General features: G+C 55.8%; 10 protein-coding genes and 1 riboswitch. Of the genes, 6 read left to right on the top strand and 4 right to left on the bottom strand.

Annotated features, from left to right (window positions below; translation table 11 throughout):
- Nucleotides 1-169 precede the first annotated feature (169 nt).
- Entirely contained in the window at nt 170-1,159 is a 990-nt protein-coding gene (locus tag OZX70_RS05215) for a D-2-hydroxyacid dehydrogenase (RefSeq protein ID WP_277179605.1), read from the top strand.
- A 221-nt stretch (nt 1,160-1,380) separates the two neighbouring features.
- Here OZX70_RS05215 and OZX70_RS05210 read toward each other — a convergent pair whose 3' ends face one another.
- From OZX70_RS05210 to OZX70_RS05200, 3 genes are all read right to left on the bottom strand, one after another.
- Nucleotides 1,381-2,727, bottom strand: coding sequence for an amidohydrolase family protein (locus OZX70_RS05210; protein WP_277179603.1), 1,347 nt, complete (start codon nt 2,725-2,727; stop codon nt 1,381-1,383).
- Between the two features lie 137 nt (nt 2,728-2,864).
- On the bottom strand, nt 2,865-5,456 hold the full coding sequence (locus OZX70_RS05205; RefSeq protein WP_277182116.1) for an energy-coupling factor transporter ATPase: 2,592 nt from the start codon (nt 5,454-5,456) through the stop codon (nt 2,865-2,867).
- Nucleotides 5,457-5,592: 136 nt separating this feature from the next.
- Entirely contained in the window at nt 5,593-6,222 is a 630-nt protein-coding gene (locus tag OZX70_RS05200; protein ID WP_277179601.1) for an ECF transporter S component, read from the bottom strand.
- Nucleotides 6,207-6,359, bottom strand: a riboswitch (FMN riboswitch). (Overlaps the previous gene by 16 nt.)
- Before the next feature lie 169 nt (nt 6,360-6,528).
- On the opposite strand from OZX70_RS05200, the gene OZX70_RS05195 reads away from it, so the two are divergent.
- The 3 genes from OZX70_RS05195 (at nt 6,529) to OZX70_RS05185 (ending at nt 9,765) form a co-directional block, all read left to right on the top strand.
- Nucleotides 6,529-7,566, top strand: a complete 1,038-nt coding sequence (locus OZX70_RS05195) for a glycosyltransferase family 2 protein (RefSeq protein WP_277182114.1) — start codon at nt 6,529-6,531, stop codon at nt 7,564-7,566.
- 121 nt (nt 7,567-7,687) lie between these two features.
- Nucleotides 7,688-8,455: a polyphosphate--glucose phosphotransferase gene (gene ppgK / locus OZX70_RS05190; RefSeq protein ID WP_277179599.1), complete on the top strand. Its 768-nt coding sequence runs from the start codon at nt 7,688-7,690 to the stop codon at nt 8,453-8,455.
- Nucleotides 8,456-8,559: 104 nt separating this feature from the next.
- Nucleotides 8,560-9,765 carry a pyridoxal phosphate-dependent aminotransferase gene (locus tag OZX70_RS05185; protein WP_277179597.1) on the top strand — a complete coding sequence of 402 codons (1,206 nt, stop codon included), beginning with the start codon at nt 8,560-8,562 and terminating at the stop codon, nt 9,763-9,765.
- 86 nt (nt 9,766-9,851) lie between these two features.
- Here OZX70_RS05185 and OZX70_RS05180 read toward each other — a convergent pair whose 3' ends face one another.
- Nucleotides 9,852-12,248, bottom strand: a complete 2,397-nt coding sequence (locus OZX70_RS05180) for a glycosyltransferase (protein WP_277179595.1) — start codon at nt 12,246-12,248, stop codon at nt 9,852-9,854.
- A 50-nt stretch (nt 12,249-12,298) separates the two neighbouring features.
- Between OZX70_RS05180 and OZX70_RS05175 the strand changes: the two genes are divergently transcribed.
- Nucleotides 12,299-16,009, top strand: coding sequence for a tetratricopeptide repeat protein (locus OZX70_RS05175; RefSeq protein ID WP_277179593.1), 3,711 nt, complete (start codon nt 12,299-12,301; stop codon nt 16,007-16,009).
- Nucleotides 16,010-16,199: 190 nt separating this feature from the next.
- Entirely contained in the window at nt 16,200-18,989 is a 2,790-nt protein-coding gene (ligA, locus tag OZX70_RS05170) for an NAD-dependent DNA ligase LigA (protein ID WP_277182113.1), read from the top strand.
- The last annotated feature ends 68 nt before the right edge of the window (nt 18,990-19,057 follow it).

Genomic DNA, 19,057 nt, shown 5'->3' with positions numbered 1-19,057 from the left:
GGATTTCTGTGAGCTGTAAGCTGGTTTAACGTATTTCGTCAATAGTAGTTCCAATATCCGGTCGGTCTGGCATATAATCGGCTCAAAGACAGGATTATCATTATCTTTATTATATTGAAAGAGCATATATCTTTCGATAATAATTATCGATCAACGCTGGGGAGGAAAAATGACGGCAGAAACCGGCAGCAGAAAATTCATCGTCAATTGCATACCTGTTGGCGAAAGGGACAGGCAGCGCTTCATTGAGGCTGCTGGCGATGTGCCTATCGAATTCTGCGGAGACCCTGAAAATTATGGCGATATGAAAGTCAAGGCACAGGTTCCTGAGGAACTGCGTAGTCGTGCCACGGCCGTGCTGGGTAACTTCGATCCGGCGATTGCCCGCCAATTCACCAATCTTGAATGGCTGCAGACCTGGAGTGCAGGAGTCGATGCTTATATCAAGCCTGGCATTTTGCCCGAAGGAGTCACCGTGACGAGCGCCACCGGCGCTTATGGTCAATCGGTTTCTGAGCACATGATTGCGATGATGTGGGCGTTGATGAAGAACTTCACGTTCTACGTCCGCAACCAAGAGGAGCACGAATGGAAGGACGAGGGGACTGTGCTCTCTCCGAACGGGGCGACAGCGCTCGTCATCGGCACCGGTGATATCGGCTCGCATTTCGCTCGTCTTGCCAAAGGTGCCGGAATGCATACCGTCGGCGTGCGTCGTAGCGCCGACAAGCCTGTCGATGGTATCGATGAGATGCACGGATTCGACGAGTTAGACGAGCTCTTGCCGCAGGCTGACGTGGTCGCTCTGTCATTGCCGCGTGCGGCCGATACGCATCACCTCATCGACGCGCGCAGGCTTACTTTGCTCAAGAAAGACGCCATTGTCATCAATGGTGGTCGCGGCGATGCGGTGGATGATGACGCCTTGGCCGAAGCCCTGGGCCGCAAAGCCATTCGCGGTGCCGGCGTCGACGTGTTCGAAACCGAGCCTCTGCCCGCTTCCGATCCGCTTTGGGGCGAGCCGCGTTGCCTGATTACCCCGCATGTCGCCGGCGGCAGTCATTTGGCCAGCAACGACACCCATATCGTTGATATAGCCGTGGCCAATGTACGTCGTTACGTCAACGGTGAGCCGCTTCAGGACAATGCGCATCGGTGATTCCGGCATCTTTGGTTTCGTGAGTTTGCGCTCTGCAAGGAATACAGGTTTCTGTTGTTATAAGCCGACGATTGTGATACATAATATATTGCAATGATTGTGACCCACTGTGTTAAGAGACGATAAAGACTACGAAGAATCCGCCACTGAAATATTTCAGCGGCGGATTCTTTATATTAAATTCGAAGAGACGAATCAGGTCTTGCTTTAATTTTCAGACTTTACTTGTAGGCCTCATCAAGTTGGGCTTCCATATCGTCGAAGCGATCGACCTGCGGGTGGAAGATCGGATGCCCGGCGGCGACCACGAGCAGCGGCTTTTCCAGCGTGCGCAGGTTATCGACTGGATTCTCGTCAAGCACCAGCAAATCGGCGGATTTGCCGACTTCCAGCGAACCGGTGACGTCGCTCAAGCCCAGGATTTCGGCCGTGACCTGCGTGCCGGCGTGGAACGCTTCGGCGGGGGTGAAACCGGCGAAGCTGACGAGCAATGCCATTTCGCGCCAGGTGCCGTACTGCGGCACGAACGGCATGGCGGTATCGGTGCCGACGCCGACCTTGATGCCGGCCTCATGCGCCTGCTTGGCACCGTTGACCATTCCTTCGATTACGGGGACGGAATTTTCCATCTGGATATCGGTCATGTTGAGTGTTTCCTGCGACAGATATTTCATCGGCAGGCCTGCGGAAAGCGTGGGCTCCAAAGCGCTGAAACCACGAAGCGAATTCGGATTGTGAAGGAAGAGCTCGGTCAACTCGTCATCGAGCGTGCAACCATGTTCGATGGTGTCGACGCCAGCCTTTAACGCCCTGCGAACGCCTTCCTCGCTCTGGGCGTGGGCGGCGACGATGATGTCATTGGCGTGTGCGGCCTCGCAAATGGCTCGCATCTGCTCTTCGGTCATCTGCGGTGCGCCGGCCTCGCCGGGCACCTGCGAATCGGTGACACCGCCGGTAGCCGCGATCTTCAACGCATTGACGCCGTGATCGATGCTGTATTCGGCTTCGCTTCGAGCCTCTTCGGGTGTGCTGCTTTCCATGGCGACCAGCGGCGCGCCGTGGCCATCGGGAATCGCCAGCATCGGTCCGGAGGCCATGATGCGGGGACCGACCATCTTTCCGGCGTTGATGCGGTCACGGATGGCGACGACTTCGTAGCCGACGTCGCCGACAGTGCGGATGGTGGTGACTCCGGAGTTCAAGAGCGTCATGATGTTGGATTTGCTTGTTTCATACATGAAGAGCTTGCCCGGAGCCGAATGCATGATTTTCGCGGTCTTGCGCTGGCCTTCGGGCGTGCTGCCCTTGGGGTCGAGCGGCTTGCCTTGCGAGAAGGTGTGGGTGTGGCCATTGATCATGCCGGGAGAGACAAACTTGCCGGTGCCGTCAAGGCGGTGATAGCCCGGAGGCACCACGACCGCGGTGGAAGGTCCTATTTTACGAATTTTGCCCAGCCCGTCCACGACGATGGTGGTGTCGGTCAGGATGCGGCCGTCCTCGTCGCCGGTGGCTACGCTGGCATGTTCGATGGCGAATGGTTCTATCGCGGTGTTACGTGGTGCGTGCATATCGTCTCCTTTGAAAAGCAAAGCATTAAAATTTCAGGCTTTATCCCACTCTATCAGGATTTGGAAAACGACGTCACAAAAAAGATGAATTTGCCGTTTCGTTTCGTTCGGGTTGCCCGGGGTACTATCGCTATCGTTTATAGCCGTATCACGGAAAAAATCCCGGTTTTAAGGCTCAGCAATAGCGCAAGATAGAGTGCGCACAGGATGACGAAGACAACATCTTTGCCGGTTATACGCATCGCATGCCAGTGGGTCCGATGGATACCTTCCTCATAACTTCGTGCGTCGAGCGCGAGGGAAAGGTTGTCCGAATGGCGCAAGGCGCCTGCGAAAATGGGGACGACGATGGCCACCAGCGCCTTGATGCGTTTGGTCGGGGAGCCGGTTTCGATGCTGCCGCCGCGTGCCGCCTGCGCGTCGATGATGTTACGTGCCTCATCGGCCAGCGTGGGCAGGAAGCGCAGCGCCAGGCTCATGACCAGCGCCAGTTCCTGGGTATGGAAACCGAGGCGACGCAATGGGGAAAGCAGCGAGCCGAAGCCGTCGGTCAACGCCGTAGGCGTCGTGGTCTGCAACAGGATGATGCCCAGCAGAATGACAAGCCCGAAACGGCAAGTATAGAGTATCGCCGCCATCACGCCTTCGTCGGTGATTGGGAAGTTCCAGAAGGTCACCAAAGGCTTGCCGGTGCGTACGAAAAGCATGTTGATGACGCCCATCACTAACAGTAAGATCAAAAATCCGCGCATCGAGCGGAAAAGACGTTTCGGGCCCAGTTTCGCTGCGGCAGCAAGAGCGATGACCATCAGCGCGGTCAGACCAAGCTGCGGCAGGGAGCTGACCATGAACGACGTGAACATGAGTATGAGGAACACAACCAGCTTGATACGTGGGTCAAGGCGAGCGATGACGCTTGGCTGTTGGGGGAATTTGGCAGCTTTACCCTTACTTGAAGGTTCAGCGTTCCTTTGTGGTTTGCTGTTGCCTCTGATTGTTCTGTTTTGTGCAGAGATTTCGTTTTGGCTGGGATTATCGGACGTGTCGTTGTTGCTGTTATCGTCTTTTACAGATCCGCCCAGCGTAATGACACGGTCGGCGAGCTGACGCGCCTGACGCGGGGAATGGGTGATCATCACTATCGTGACGCCGTGTGCGTTGAGTGTGCGTACCAGCGCATAAATGCGCTCGCTGGCGGTGGCGTCGAGACCGGCGGTCGGTTCGTCCAGGATGAGGATGCGCGGGTCGCAGGCGATGATGCCGGCGATGGCGGCAAGCCGTTGTTGTCCGCCGGAAAGCGAGAAGGGAGAGCGCTCGGCAAGTTCGCTGATACCCAGCAGTGCCAATGCTCTCTCCACACGCTGGTCGACGACTTGCTGTGGCAAACCTTGGTTGCTTGGCCCGTAAGCCACGTCCTGTCGTACGGTTTCGGCGAAGAGCTGGTGCTCCGGCTGTTGCATCACCAGTCCGACACTGGAACGTAGCGCCTTCTTGTCGCGTCTCGACATGGAGCCCAGATCGACGCCTGCCACCTTGACAGTGCCGCTATCGGGTTTCGATAATGCGGTCATCAGTCTGGTCAGTGTCGACTTGCCGGTTCCGTTGCGTCCCATGATGGCCACGACCTCGCCCTGTTCGATACGCATCGAAAAGTCGTGGAGAGTATCGGCATCCGACTTCGGATATCGGAACGAGACGTGTTCGAAGCTGATGGCCGGTTCGCCAGTGGAACGTTGTGAGTCCCCATTTGCAGTTTCTCGGATTGCTTTGTTTTGGTTCGTGGTTTGATGAGATCGGGAATCATCTGATTGCGCCGACGTTTTTTGAGGTTTTGCGGTTGAAGAATTGTTGGAGGTTATTGTTTTGTGATGATCGGGCTTCTTTTGAACGATATAGTTCGAAATTCCCTGATTCGCTTCGATGATAACGCCGTCGGGTTTCAACATCCCCGTATCATTGGCGTTGGTCACCGAAAGCTTCAACGTGGCCTGTGTCTGTGAAAGTTCGACCAACTTGCCGTTTTCAAGGCTGAGAATACGGTCTGCGGCTTTGAGTTCCTCCGGTCGATGGGTGACATGGACGATGGTGGTGCCGTTCTGCTGGAGATTGTCGAGCACACGCAACACGTCATGCTGCGCTTCAAGGTCGAGCATCGCCGTCGGCTCGTCGAGCACGATTATCTTGGGGTGCATGGCCAGTATCCCGGCGATGGCTATGCGCTGCTGTTGTCCGCCACTCATGCGCGAGGGGTCGTCAAGTAGAAAGTCTTTCATATCCACCGCGTCGAGTGATTCGTCGACGCGTGACGTGATTGTTTGCGAATCCAAGGCAAGGTTTTCGGGGCCGAACGCTACGTCGTCACCTACGACGGTGGTGATGATCTGATCGGTCGGATTCTGAAACACCGCTCCGATATCCCGGCGTGCCTTGCGATAGAGATCGCTGTGTGGTGTCCCTGAAGAGAACACGTCGTAACCGAGCAGGGTTACCGAGCCGTCATCAGGCGCGGCAAGGCCGGCAACCAAGCGTGCCAGCGTGGATTTGCCGGAACCGTTGGGCCCGACCAGGCAGATGCGTTCACCGACTCGGATATCGAGGATGATACCGTTCAATGCCCACGATTTGCCGCCATCGTAGCTGAAACGGATACCACTTAGTTGTGCTGCAAGGCCATTGGTATCGCTGGGGTCGTCGACATTTGCTGCGCTGGTTTCTTGGCTGGAATCCATGTCTTTTTGATGTATGTGGGCTTTGCCGGAAGCTTGGCTGGGAAGGTACGCCGAAGTCAAACCCTCGTTGCTTTGAGGCTCGGAAGGCTTGGCATCGGCGTAGGTATGATCAACCGTAGTCATATTCTACGGATTCCTAACGGTTGAGGAGGTTGGAAATCGGCTTGTAGATAAGGAAGGTGACCACGCCGTGAATTGCGAACTTGATGAGATTGAACGGAAGAAGAATCGGTATCACCATTTTCAGCACCTGGGCGGTGGTCATATGGGCGTAGATCGGGGTGATCAGCAGATTGCCACCGATGGCAGCGATAAGGCCGAAGACGACGCCGACCAAAATGCCGACAAGTGCGCCGACGCGGGTGCGCATGCGTTTGTAGACCATGGCTGCCGGAACGCTCAGGAACACGGAGACCGCGATGGACATGATGGCGCCCCATGGGTTCATGAAGAGGTGGGGAATCCAGCTCAGGACGCTGACTATGAACGCCGCCATCGGGCCGAACGCGAAGCCAGCGACGAGGCAGATGATGCCGGAAAGATCGTATTTCAGCCACGGCACGCCAGGCATGATGGGGAATTCGATGAAGGATGCCGCCATTGCCAACGCCACGAAAAGAGCATAGATGGCGATGCGTTGCGTCGACCAGCGACCCTTGTCGGCCACACCAGTGGAATGTGCGGATTGTGTCTTGTCCCGAGAGTGGGAATCGGACTGATTTTGGGTATCGGAAATATTGCTCATGATGAGCCCCGTTTCTTTCATCCGGACTGTAACCGTTGGCCTCGGAATTTCACCGGATCGACCGCTTTCACGGCTCGCGGGCTTCGGCAATGCTGTCGTTTTGAAACCGACAGTGTCGTTACCGCCAATAAGGAATTTCACCTTCCCTGAAACTTGCTTAACTATCTATACCCGTATGTGTGGCCATCTGTCAAACGTTTTTGCGCAATCCGAAAAGCAGTGATGTCAGGCCGTCGGAATTTCAGATCGGAGCCATCGCCTCAACGGACCTTTACCTCCATCGTGTGCCAGTGCAAGAATAGGGATATGAGCGAAAACGAGAAAACCATGGAAAAAACCGGCAACGAAGTCTTGGGTATCGCCTCTTCGTCGACATCGCCAATCGAAAAGCTTGCCATCGTCGTGGTAACCTACAAGCGGCAGAAGCTTTTGGCAAAGTTGTTTGATTCCATCAAGGCACTGAGCGATGCTCCCTGGCGCGTGGTTGTCGTCGACAACGAGCACAGCGGTGAGACCAAGGCAATGGTCCGGCAATTTTCCGACGCGATCAATACGCATTGGGGCAAAACCGAACCGGATGAAAGCGGCAACACCGAACGCGTGGTCTACGCCCCACAGGAGGGCAATATCGGTGGTTCGGGCGGCTTCTCCAATGGTGTGAAGAAAGCCTACGAGCTCGGAGCCGAATGGTTCTGGGTGATGGACGACGATGTGGCCGTGCTCCCAAACGCCATCCAGCAGCTCGCCAAGTGGACGCCCCGTCACGACGTGATTCAGGGTTCGCGTCTTGATTATGATGGCGGCGATTTCTATTGGCAGTATGATTTCATCGTTCCGCTCGGCATCCCTAACCCCATCGCCCCCGCGGCGTTCGGGCCTTCCTGTTACCGCACGATGGATACGATGTGCTTCGAAGGAGGCCTTTTCCGCCGCAACATCGTCGAACAGATCGGCCTGCCCGACCCACGCTTCTTCATCTATTGGGACGACACGATTTATGGCTACCTTGCCAGCAAAGTGACTGACCCGATCGTGGTCAACGACAAGATCATCCAGCGCACGCGCGATATCGGCAACTGGGACATCGCTGGCCTGCGCCAGCTCAACTCGACCTCCGACATGAACCGCTACCACATCATGCGCAACCGCGGTTATATGGCTCGTTACTTCATGGCGCATGGCGACTATCGTCCGGCGCTGTTCGGTTTGGGAACGGTGCTCACCGCTATCAAAGAAGCCATCCGCCTCCTCGCCGTCGACCGTGAGCATGTCAAGACAGGCATCAAGGCCATCGCCAAAGGTTGGGTCGATTCGCGTAAGCTTTTGCATGATCCGAACTGGCAACCAATGCCGCCCCTGAAATAGCGATAACACAACGATTATGAGCTTGTCGATTCAATTTAATCGTTGATGCAAGAATGTTGGCTATCGAGCGCGGTACAATGTCAACGATTATTTTTTGTTCAGTTACCAAGAGGGGTTAGCGATGATTGAAACAGCACAAGCCTTTGGCGTTGATATCGGCGGTTCGGGCATCAAGGCAGCTCCCGTAGATTTGGAAAAGGGCGAGTTCGCCCTACCTCGTTTGAAGATCCTCACTCCTGAGGTTTCCACGCCAGATGCGGTTGCGGCCATCGTACGTCAGGAACTCGAGCATTTCGAAGTCCCGGCGGGTGCTCCCGTGGGTATCGCTTTCCCCGCGCCCATCAAGCCAGGCAAGCCGCTCGACTTCATGGCGAACCTCGACAAGTCCTGGATTGGTCTCGATGTCACCGAGGTCTTCTCCAAGGCTTGTGGCCGTCCGGTGACGGTCGTCAACGACGCTGATGCCGCGGGGCTGGCCGAGCAACAGTATGGTGCCGCCAAGGGCGAAGACGGATTGGTCATCGCCACCACGCTCGGCACCGGCATTGGCACTGCGCTCATCTATCACGGTGTGTTGCTGCCCAACACCGAGCTCGGCCATATCCAGCTTGAGAAGGGCAAGGGTGATGCCGAAAAGTATGCGGCATCGTCGGTGCGCGACAAGAAGAGCCTCGGTTACAAGAAGTGGGCCAAGCGTCTCACTAAGTATTACGGTCTGCTTGAGAAGTACTTCAGCCCCGACCTCTTCGTGGTCGGCGGTGGCGTGAGCCGTATGGCCGACAAGTTCCTGCCGTATATCGATATCAAGACCCCGATTGTGCAGGCCCAGCTGCGCAACGAGGCGGGCATCGTCGGAGCTGCGTATTACGCGACCACCAAGCTTGTCTGATTGTTGAAGTTTTTACAGGTTCCGTTCGGCTGAAAGGTCGGACGGAACCTTTGTATTGCTTGGATAGTTTGAAGTCTTAAAATCGCTATCCGGAATGGAAGATCATGCGTTTTTCGTCAAGGGTCGGTTCAACCAAGCTCAATCCCATCGCCAGAGCTGAAGCCACCGCACGAAGCCAGGGAATTGCGCTCGATACCGTCAATGACTCCAATCCGACGAAACACGGGCTGGCACCGAGCGAAGTGCGAGGTGTTTATACCGCCGAGCCGCGCGGGCCATTGTCGGTGCGAAAGCAGCTTGCCCGATTCCTGACCAATCGTAATCTGGCCGAGTTGGCAGCGGAGGGGCAAAATTCTTCAGAATCCGTCGATCCTGACCGGCTATACCTGTTGAGTTCCACTTCCGAGGCTTATACCTGGCTCTTCAAGCTCATGTGTGATCCGGGTGACATCGTTCTTGGGCCCAAGCCGGGGTACCCGTTGATCGAGTCCATCGGCGGACTGGAGAACGTGGATACGCTCGAATACCAGCTGCAATTCGATGGGTCGTGGTTCATCGACGTGGCTTGGTTGCGCGAGCTTCTGGAAAGTCCGGAAGGCCACAAGGTACAGGCCATCGTCCTGATCAATCCGAACAATCCGACGGGTTCCTATGTCAAACCCGAGGAACGCGAGGCGTTGGTGAAACTTTGCGGCGAGAACGATGTCGCCATCATCGCCGACGAAGTGTTCTTCGATTACTCCTTGGAACAGTTTGCGGGCAACCGGCGGTTGGCGGGGGAACGCCGCGCGTTGACGTTCGCACTTGACGGTTTTTCCAAGTTGCTCGCCGCTCCTCATGCCAAAGTCGGTTGGATTCAGGTCAGTGGTCCTGAACGGTTGGTGGTCGAGGCGCAACGTCGGCTTGACATCATCGCCGATGACTATCTGCCGTTCAGCGACATCATTGCCGCGCGGATGCCGGAACTGCTGGCTGCGGTTCCCGGACAACTTCATCGCGTGCAAGAACGTACTCGAGCGAATCTTGACCGATTGCATACTTTGCTGAGAGAGGACGAGTCCGGCCTGGTCTCGGTTCTGCGTGCGGAAGGCGGCTGGAACGTGTTGCTGCATTTTCCGTCTGTTATTGACGAGAATGACTTGGTGCTTCGACTGATCCATGATTTCAACTTGACCGGTCAGCCTGGCTATTACTTCGACATGATTGAAAACGGTTATCTCGCGGTTTCCCTACTTCCGGAACCGGACGTTTTCGAGCGCAATATCGAGGCGGTTCTGGCAACGGTATCGCGGGAGCTTGAGATTGTTTAAGAACTCGTCGGATAGAGATATGAAAGCTTGTGATCGTTTAGGCTCTAGATTCGTTGAAAGCTAATGTTCTTCAATTCTCAAACGGCTTACTGGACAATGAACCAAGAGGCGACTGTTTGGAACATCGCCGGATTGGTGCGGCTCAGGGCGTCTTCGCGGCCCGGGACGAAGATAGTGAAGAACGCCACGGCGATGCCCAACAAGACCAGCACCAGCATGACAAGACGCCAGGCGACGCATTCCCAATCGATACCCGGTCGTAGATCAATGGAAGCAGTCTGATGATGGAGACTCAGTCTTTCAAACTGATTACGCTGGTTCGGTTGCGACGATGACTTTGCGTTGCCGCTTGAAGTCTGATTCGATTTTGACTTCAGTGATGGCTGCTTCAGTTTCCGACATGGTCGTGCATCCCCGATAATCGCCCCGGCTACTACAACTGCAACCAACGCCACTAGCCAACCAAAATCGACCATATAGCGCCAACCGATGCCGCCCTTGACAATAGCGACAAGCAGCAGCAGCAAAGCCAGTGGCAAAGCGGTAAACACGGTTCTCAGCAATCCGGAACGGTGAATGCGTCGTCTTACGTTTGGAAGCACCAGCAGGGCGACGAGCGCAAGCGCAGGGCACAGCATAAAAAGCCCTCCCACCAACGGTTCCGCATAGCTCCAGGAAACCACCGGTGTGGGGTTGATGGTCAGGAACGGGAATTCGTGCGTGAAACGCAATGGCAGGAACAGGTAATAGCCGAGCGTCGGCAGCAGATTGGCTGCGGAGTTGCGGTAATGCGTCATGTCGGCGACGGTGATCTGGTAGCGTTCACCGAAATCGACAGGAGAGCCGAACCGAATGGCGTTATAGGCGCACAATGGCAGTATTACAATCAGCGCAGGCAGCAAAACCGCAGTCAGCACACGGATGACAGCTTTGTGTTTTGCCAGTTTTTCCGTGTTCTGTGACTTGGAGAATATCGCGTGAATCTGGGGCCAGAATATCGGAAATGCCAGTAGCGTGACCAAGATGAACGTCGGACGGCATCCGAAATTCGCTGCCAAGCAAAGTGAACCAGCAGCCAGATGTGGCCACGAAAGCGGCTGGGTATCGCCAATCGTAACCATATGCCGACGGGATGGCTTGTCCCGGTTTTCGGCCGCGCCTAACCAGAACCAAAGTCCCATTGTGCTCATGGCGAGGGATGCAGCAAACGGAACCGAATAAAAATTCATACGAAATGCCAGATAGCCGACCTGCGAGCCCAGCAGAAAAATCGTGATGGCCATGGAAACTGCCGCCAACGAAGTCTCGGGATTCACCAATTTCAGCAAGCGAATGATCAGCAGTGAGCTGGACAACACGAAGACGAACAATAGCAACGCCACGGCGACACCTGAAGGGAGCATCAACCCGCCCGGGACGAATAGCGAGGTCAGCAGACGGTATGGGGCGAAAATCAGCAACGCCGGCAAGACTCCGAAATACGAATACCAATGGCCTTTGTAGAAGGAATAGTCCCAGTAAATGGGTGTGACGCCGTGGTTGAGCAATGTTTCTCGGGCTTGCGGATCGTAAGGATTCTGAGCGTTTTCAAGCGCCTTCGGCACCGGCAGATCCATCGAGGCCTGGCCATGGAGCAGGGAATCGGCCATATGGCCGTACTGGTTGAAATCATAAGTGTAATTGCCCGGCTCGTGGAACGCCGACGAACTGGCCGACCAAATCGATTGCGCGATTGACAGTGCGGCAAATGCGCCGACGACAAGCATAAAGCCTGCAAAAACACAGCGTTGCCGGATACTTGTCGTGTCCAGACGCATCCGCCACAGCTTTGAAGACGGCATCCACAGGGCGAGTAGGGCCACGATGATCGCCATTGCCGCTATACGTCCCCAACTGGCATGGAACGGCACGCGGACGTTGGCATGGACGGCAGCGATGTCGACGTGTGTTTCGGCGGGTTCCTCGATCCAGATTTTGACGGTAGTCTGTTTCGGCGCGGTGTTCGTAGCTGGGATGCGGAGATAGCGAGAATTGGGCACGGCGTTCGATACCGAGTGAATCGAGGAAGCGTGCCCGTTGGCATACACACGGATGTGGTAGGCCGTCAACGGTGATTTCGATGTGCCTTTTGGCTTGTTTCCGACATTTTGACTGGTATCTGAGAAGCCCAGAACCTGCGACGGGGAAGCGAAGCGGAAGGTCGATTCGGCCGGATCGACTCGTACATATGGTGAACTTCCGTCACTTTGAGTGGTCAGGAACGCCGAGGTCGGATCGGTGACTATCAGCGTTCCGTCTTTCTGACGCGACAGACCCGAGCCGAGGGTATTCAGCGCCGAAATCGAATCTCGACTGGCACCCAAAGTGCTCCAGAACTGCAGGTTGAATGCAAAACACTCCAGCAGAAGTATGATTGCCGCCGCCAGAAAAGCGAATATGGCAGTTTTATGGCGGGCTGGGAAGCTAGCTGAGGAAGTGTTCACATCTTTATTCTATAAGCTTTATGTCTGGCTGAATTGAAACAATTATCCATATGTCCAATTTCACACAGCATTTGCATGATTTCGCTTCTTCTTCGGGTTTTGGCAGGTTTGTCGAGTCGGCGCGGGGCATCGCACATCGTGTGAATACCATGGTGGGCAGTGGCGTTTCAAGGCACGATATTAATGAGGTGACTTCTACTTCGTCGTCGCAATCGCAGGGCAAAACCTCCGGCAACTCCATGATGCAGGAGCTTTTTGATCATGCCATCCAACTCGGGCCCATGGTCAAACGGCGTATTTTCGAAGACTTTCCCGACGTGCCAGATGGCCTTTCGCTGGGATGGGCGCAGCTGCCTCAGCTGGACGGGCGTTTTTTCGCTCTCGGAGTGTTTCTCAATCCTCATGAATTCTGTCAGGTCGCTTTGGCCGATGGTAAAGGCCGCGTGTTTTTGGGAAACGACCCGCGAATGGATACCCATGATGTCGATCCTGCACTCGTTTTCGGCAAAGAAGGCGATTACTCGCTTTCAAACGATAGCAGGATGCGCGGTGGCAAGGCAGACAAGGCCGATTCCTCGACGGAAACACTTGAAAACAGTATCTTCGAAGCGCAATCGTCCACAAACTCAGACTCGACCGATAAAGGCCGAGGAATCGACGTGGTACAAGGCGGCATTGTTGGCCGCGACATGTTCGGCCAGATGACGTGGCTGGCCTCGTGGCTCAAGCGCGGCAACCGCTATACGTTGGAGCAGATGCGTTACCGTCTGCCCGAAAGCTTGCGCCTCAACTTGGAATACCGGGATGCGATGGCCATCGCCTTCTTCGCCACCTACATGCTTCCGCAGATCGGCGGGCAACTGATCGGTTTCGGTGCCGGCAACATCTTCCGTAGGCTTAATCGCGAAGCCCCGCTTGGGGCCATTCGCCGCAGTGTGCGCGACAGCCTGGAGGCGCGGACGCATGGTTTGCGTGTCTCCGGTCTCGAGGATTATTTCGCTGACCTGATGCGAGAATCGGGGGCATTGAAGCCGTCGGCCGGACTTGAGGCCGTCCACGGTGCCGAACCACTGCATCTCTATACTTCCAGCTATTCCGGGGCGTATTTCTTTACGTGGGATGATTCTCTGAACCTCGCACCCGCCCTTGAAGCTCTGAATATTGAAGGTAATCTCAATCGTTTTGCATCCATCAGTGTTTGGCTGGAGCACAACGCGCACACCGGCGCGCTGCCCATCGAGGACACTGTCACGCGGGCTCAGGCAGCCCAGATCGATCATGCGTTGCTGGAAAATCCGGCGTTGATGGCCTTAAAGCCATTGCCGAAACAAGGCGCGGATCTGGGGGAGGCAAGCTCGGTGTCGCTTTCTCGGATGATCGGGATAGCGGGTCAGACCGCAGACCGTATCGCAGCAGATGCTGCTGGCGAGGATGGTGGTACGTCTTCAACTCAAGTTCCTGCCTCGGCCGGTCGCGGCGAATGGGTCTATCGTCAGGCACTGTCCACTTTGCTGCGTCAGATTCGTGTGCCCTATCGTTTCGACACCGAATTCCGTTCCAATCTGGCTCTTGGCAATGTTGCGGTTGCTTTCACCACTGCTGGGCGCACCATGATGCCCACCAGTCGTTACGATTCGCAGCGTCATACCTGGGTTGCTTTGAGCGAACATGAACGTACAGAGATGAGTGAACGCTACAACTTGCGTATCGGACTCATGATTGCAGCGCTGTGCTTCGGGGCCGATGAGAAAATCGAGAACGTTTCCATTCGCATCGATTCCATGGGCTTGGAAGAAGTGGTCGAACAGCAGGATTCCGCCATTTCCAAGCTGATGGCACAAGCTCTTGGTGCGTTTGAACGCATGCCAAGCGGAGACATGAGACGAGGCAGTTCCAAAGCCGACCCCAAGGACGGCGACATCCACGGTGACCCGTCCCAGGCAGGTGCCGTAGCGGCCGGTCACGATTCGATGCCGTTTGGTTCTTCAACGTCCACGAAGCCTGAAGAAACCGAAGCGAAGAATTCTCCAGAATCTCAGAACAGTGACAATCGGCAGGAGCATTCTGATTCCAACCCCGATACTTCTGGAGTGAATCGGACCAGTGCAGCACAGACTGCGGTGTCACCGCAAACACAGGATAGTCCAGAAGAAAACGATCTATCAGATGGTGCGGGCGATAACAATAGGAACGGCTCGAAGGTGCAGACGGGTGCTATTCCGCAGACTTCCAGCCTCTCCGACGCCCAAACTGCCGATGACGGTGTTGACGGTTCTTCCTCGGATGAAGACCAGATCGATGCCGAATTCGCGGATCTGATGAAAGGCGTCGACCTCGACAGCATTGCCATGTCAGTGCCGCAAGGTGACCAGCAGACCGATATCGCAGACGAAGGTGAAAACGGCGAGGGCGATGCCAATGATCCGCTTGCGGTGTTGCGCAGCGGGCCTACAGCGCACAATATGGCAACCGTGACTTTTACGCGCGAGGAATTCATGCGCATCAGCGCCTCTGACGGGCTGGATCATCCTATCGAGACCTATCGTAAGTTCGGCGCCTCACTCAATATCGTTGGTGCCATGCCTCGCAACGCTAACCCCCAATTCACCTTACGAGACAAGCGTTTCTCTCCTTTGGGCAGTCAGGAAGAGCCCGAACTTGCCGATGTGTCGATCAGCGGAGATGCACAGCATGTGCTTGGCACCGACAACATCACAGGGCTCTCGATTCAACGCGCCGATTTGCTTCAGCGAGCGGTCAGCGATTTCCATAGGATTGCCGAAGACAATACTTTGCCCAGCGTCACCAAGGCCCAACAGGCCATGGCTATTGTCGAAGCCAACGGGGACCCGGAATTGAAGAAGCTTGCTCCAAGTGTGAGCAGCGCCTTGATTGACGGGGTCGATACCCCGGATCTCGATTTTATGGTTGCCAAAAATCTTGATGCCGAACGTGTAAAGGCACGGGATATGCTCTTTTCCGGGCAGGTCGATCAGGCCATTGCAAGCCTCGAAGAAGCCGTCGAGAAAGTGGATGCACTTTATGCCCCGACCGGCGCTCCACGATATTTTAACTCATATGCAGAGCGCGTGGTCTACAATCGTCTTTTCGCCACCAGTGATGAAAACACTGTGCTCATTCCCGACAACCTCTTCTATGCCCACATGGAATTGGCCGATGTGTTGGCCCAGTTGCAGGGTGCGAAAGCCGCCTTGCCGCATTTGAACCAGATGGTTTCCTATGCTCCGGCCTATCCGCTTTCGCATATGCGGCTTGCCGTGCAGCTGGCTCGCGAAGAGGACTGGAATTCCGCCCGCGCCGCCTGCCTCAACGCCTTGCGCGTTTCGCTGGATCGAGACGATGCCGCCTATGCATACTACCGCTTGGCCTATGCGGAATGGATGCTGGGCGACTTCGATGTGGCTGCAGCAAGCTACATCATGAGTGAGCACATTTCCCCGGGAAAGATCGCCTCGTTGGACGGCGAGCTTCAGGAATTACTGGCACGTGCGCAATCCCAGTGTATTCTGGTGCCGGTCTCCTTCGAGTCTGCCCAGCAAGTGCTGGCTTCCCACGACCTACCGGTGTGGCCGCATACCGAAGTCGGTGGCATTGTTCGTGATGCAGCGCGAGTGTGCGTCGATAAGGCGCTGTTCGTGCCAGCCCGGACCCTTTCGGTGGCGGCCGCGAGGATGGACGACAGCGCCGATGACGGCATGGATATGGCACAAGCTCAGTTCCTGCGTTCGCTTAATGCCTAGACTATGCTCTGAGCTTGGTTCGTGTACCAGCTTCTGGGCGTGCTGGCTTCGAGGACGGTGTTTCGCTGGTCGGTGCTGATGGGTTTTGATGCTATCTGCTTTCCCGACATGACCGTACAATCAAGAGAGAATGGTACGAGGTCTGTATTGCAATACTTAATGGGTCTCGTGTATGGATTGGATGGATGACATGGTCAAGTCGACGAAACCGAAAGCGGAACAAGACACAGCGAAGGCAACGTCCCAAGGAGACCAACTGGCTTGGGATTTTGAAGGCAATAAGCCCAAAGTCGGTGACAACATTGGTGCCGCCCAATATGAGCCCGGCTCTCTGGAATGGATTGCTGCATTGCAGCATACCGATGCCGACGCTGCTCGACTCAGTAAACTCGATGTTTCCAAGCTCACCAGCGAGGCTGCGGCGCGACTTTGGGCGCGGGTGGCCGCGTGGGTGGAAAGCGACCAAATAGCTTATTATATCGATTCGGACCCAGTTTCCTCTGATGCTGCTTATGATATATTCCTTCGTTGTTTGCAGACCCTCGAGGACGATTTCCCGGCTTTGGACAACCCTCAATCGCCGACCCACAGAGTCGGTGGTACATTCTCCAACGAATTCCCGGATGTTACGTTGCCTTCGAAGATGCTCAGCTTGGACGATGTGTTTTCCATCGCCGAACTCAAGGAATGGTACGAGGGTGTGCTCAAAGCGTTGGAATGGCCAGAAGGCAAGCCTTTGCCGATGACCTGTGAGGTCAAGATCGACGGTCTGGCCCTTGATCTGCTCTATCGTGACGGCGTTTTGGAACAGGGGCTGACGCGTGGTGACGGCACGACCGGCGAGGACATCACCACCAACGTGCGCACCATCGCATCGATTCCGCAAAATCTTCAAGGAGCGAGCGAGGATATTCCGCGTTTTGTCGAGATTCGCGGTGAAGTGTTCATGCGCTGGGACGATTTCCACGAGCTCAACAAAGTGAACGAAGATGAAGGCAAAGCGCCCTTTGCCAATCCTCGCAACGCGGCTGCAGGCTCGCTTCGTCAGAAGGATCCTCGGATTACGGCATCCCGTCACTTGAGTTTCTACGCGCATGGTTTGGGGCTACTGCAATGGGCGCCCGGCAGTGCCAACGAGGGGCACGACGCCGTCAACGACCAGTCTGAAGCTTACGACCTCTATAAGAAGTGGGGGATTCCGGTCTCTCCACACAACCGCGAGATCACGAGCTTCAATCAGATTCTCGACATGATCGATTATTACGGTGAGCACCGTGGGGACATCGAACACGCTCTCGACGGCATCGTGGTGAAAGTAGATGACCTGGCGTTGCAGCGCAGGCTCGGCGCTACCTCTCGAGCACCTCGCTGGGCCATCGCCTATAAATACCCGCCTGAAGAAGTCAACACCAAGCTGCTCAATATCATCGTGCAGGTTGGACGCACCGGACGTGTCACGCCGGTTGCCGTGCTTCAACCGGTCTATGTCGCCGGTTCCACAGTAGCTGCCGCGACCCTGCACAACCCTTCTGAAGTCAAACACAAGAACGTGATGATCGGCGACACCGTCGTGGTACGCAAGGCCGGTGATGTCATCCCCGAAATCGTCGGACCGGTGCTGGAACGTCGCAAAGGCCACGAAAGCGAGTTGCGTAAGTTCGTCATGCCCGAACACTGCCCGTCCTGCGGTGCCAAATTGGCTCCGGCCAAGGAGGGTGACAAGGATATCCGCTGTCCGAATGTGGAAAGCTGCCCGGCTCAGTTCACGCAGCGTGTCATGAACCTGGCCAGTCGTAAGGCCCTGGATATCGAGCATCTGGGGGAGCAGAGCGCCATCGCCTTGACCAATCCGGAGGAGAACCGGCCGGAAACGGTTGCGACCTATGCGCCAGATCTGCGTGATATCGAAGTCGGGCCTGGCGAGGAACCCGAACCTTACGAACCTGCGGCAGGACTCGAGTTGCCGACCAAGCAGAAGCCCGTGCTTACCAGTGAAGCCGGTGTGTTCAGCCTCAATGCCAATGATTTGAAAGATGTCGAGGTCTGGCGAGAATCCGCCATCATCGAGATCAGCGAGCACGTCGATGAACAAGGTAAAAAGCACAGGCGCCGCAAAAACCGTGGCGGTTCGGGCCTTTGGCATCGAGTTCCGGCGTTCTGGACGGCTCCGATCGATGCGAAAAAAGAGAAGGCTGCGGCGAAAACTCAGGTAACGGATGAGCCGGCTCTTGATGTCGAAGATGCGCAAACCACACCGACGGAAGACCAATCACAATCCGAGACGCAGCTTCAACGCCAGCAGCGCAGCTATCCCGACTACGATGTGCCGGCAGATGCCGTGGTCATCGGTTCAAAACGACGCAAGACGCGCAACGGTATCAGCGAACAGCCGGTCTACGTGCGTCCGGGGGAGAACACCAAGAAGATGCTCGAGGAGATCGACAAGGCCAAGCAGGCCGATCTTTGGCGCGTGCTTGTGGCACTTTCGATTCGTCGTCTCGGTCCACCGACCGCGCGTCTGATTGCCAATCACTTTGGCTCGTTGGATGCCATCGCCGATGCAAGTGTGGACGATTTGGTCGCCATTGACGGAATCGGCCAGGAAATCGCAGAATCTGTGGTCTCATGGTTCTCTCATGCCCGTAAACCAGGGGACTGGCGTGGCAAGATTCTCGAGGCCTGGAAAGCCGCCGGTGTCGGTCAGAGTGTCGAGGAAAATACGTTGCCGCAGACTTTGGCTGGCAAGACTGTGGTCGTCACTGGATCTCTGGAAGGCTATAGCCGCGAATCCGCCAAGGAAGCCATCGTCGAACGTGGCGGCAAAGCGGCCGGTTCGGTCAGCAGGAAAACGGATTACGTCGTCGTCGGGGCGAACGCAGGCTCCAAAGAAGCCAAAGCGGAAGAGCTTGGCGTGCCGATGCTTAACGAAGCGCAGTTCGCGACTTTGCTTGAGACCGGCGAGCCGGGAGACAAAAGCTGAGCATCTCGAAACGTTGGACTTTGGACGATACGTTCTGTTGTCGTGCAATGTACAGCGAAAATACTGGC

Source organism: Bifidobacterium sp. ESL0732, assembly GCF_029395535.1.
Lineage (GTDB): Bacteria > Actinomycetota > Actinomycetes > Actinomycetales > Bifidobacteriaceae > Bifidobacterium.
The sequence above is the reverse complement of the archived record's forward strand: the minus strand, read 5'-3'. Positions and strand labels throughout refer to the sequence as shown.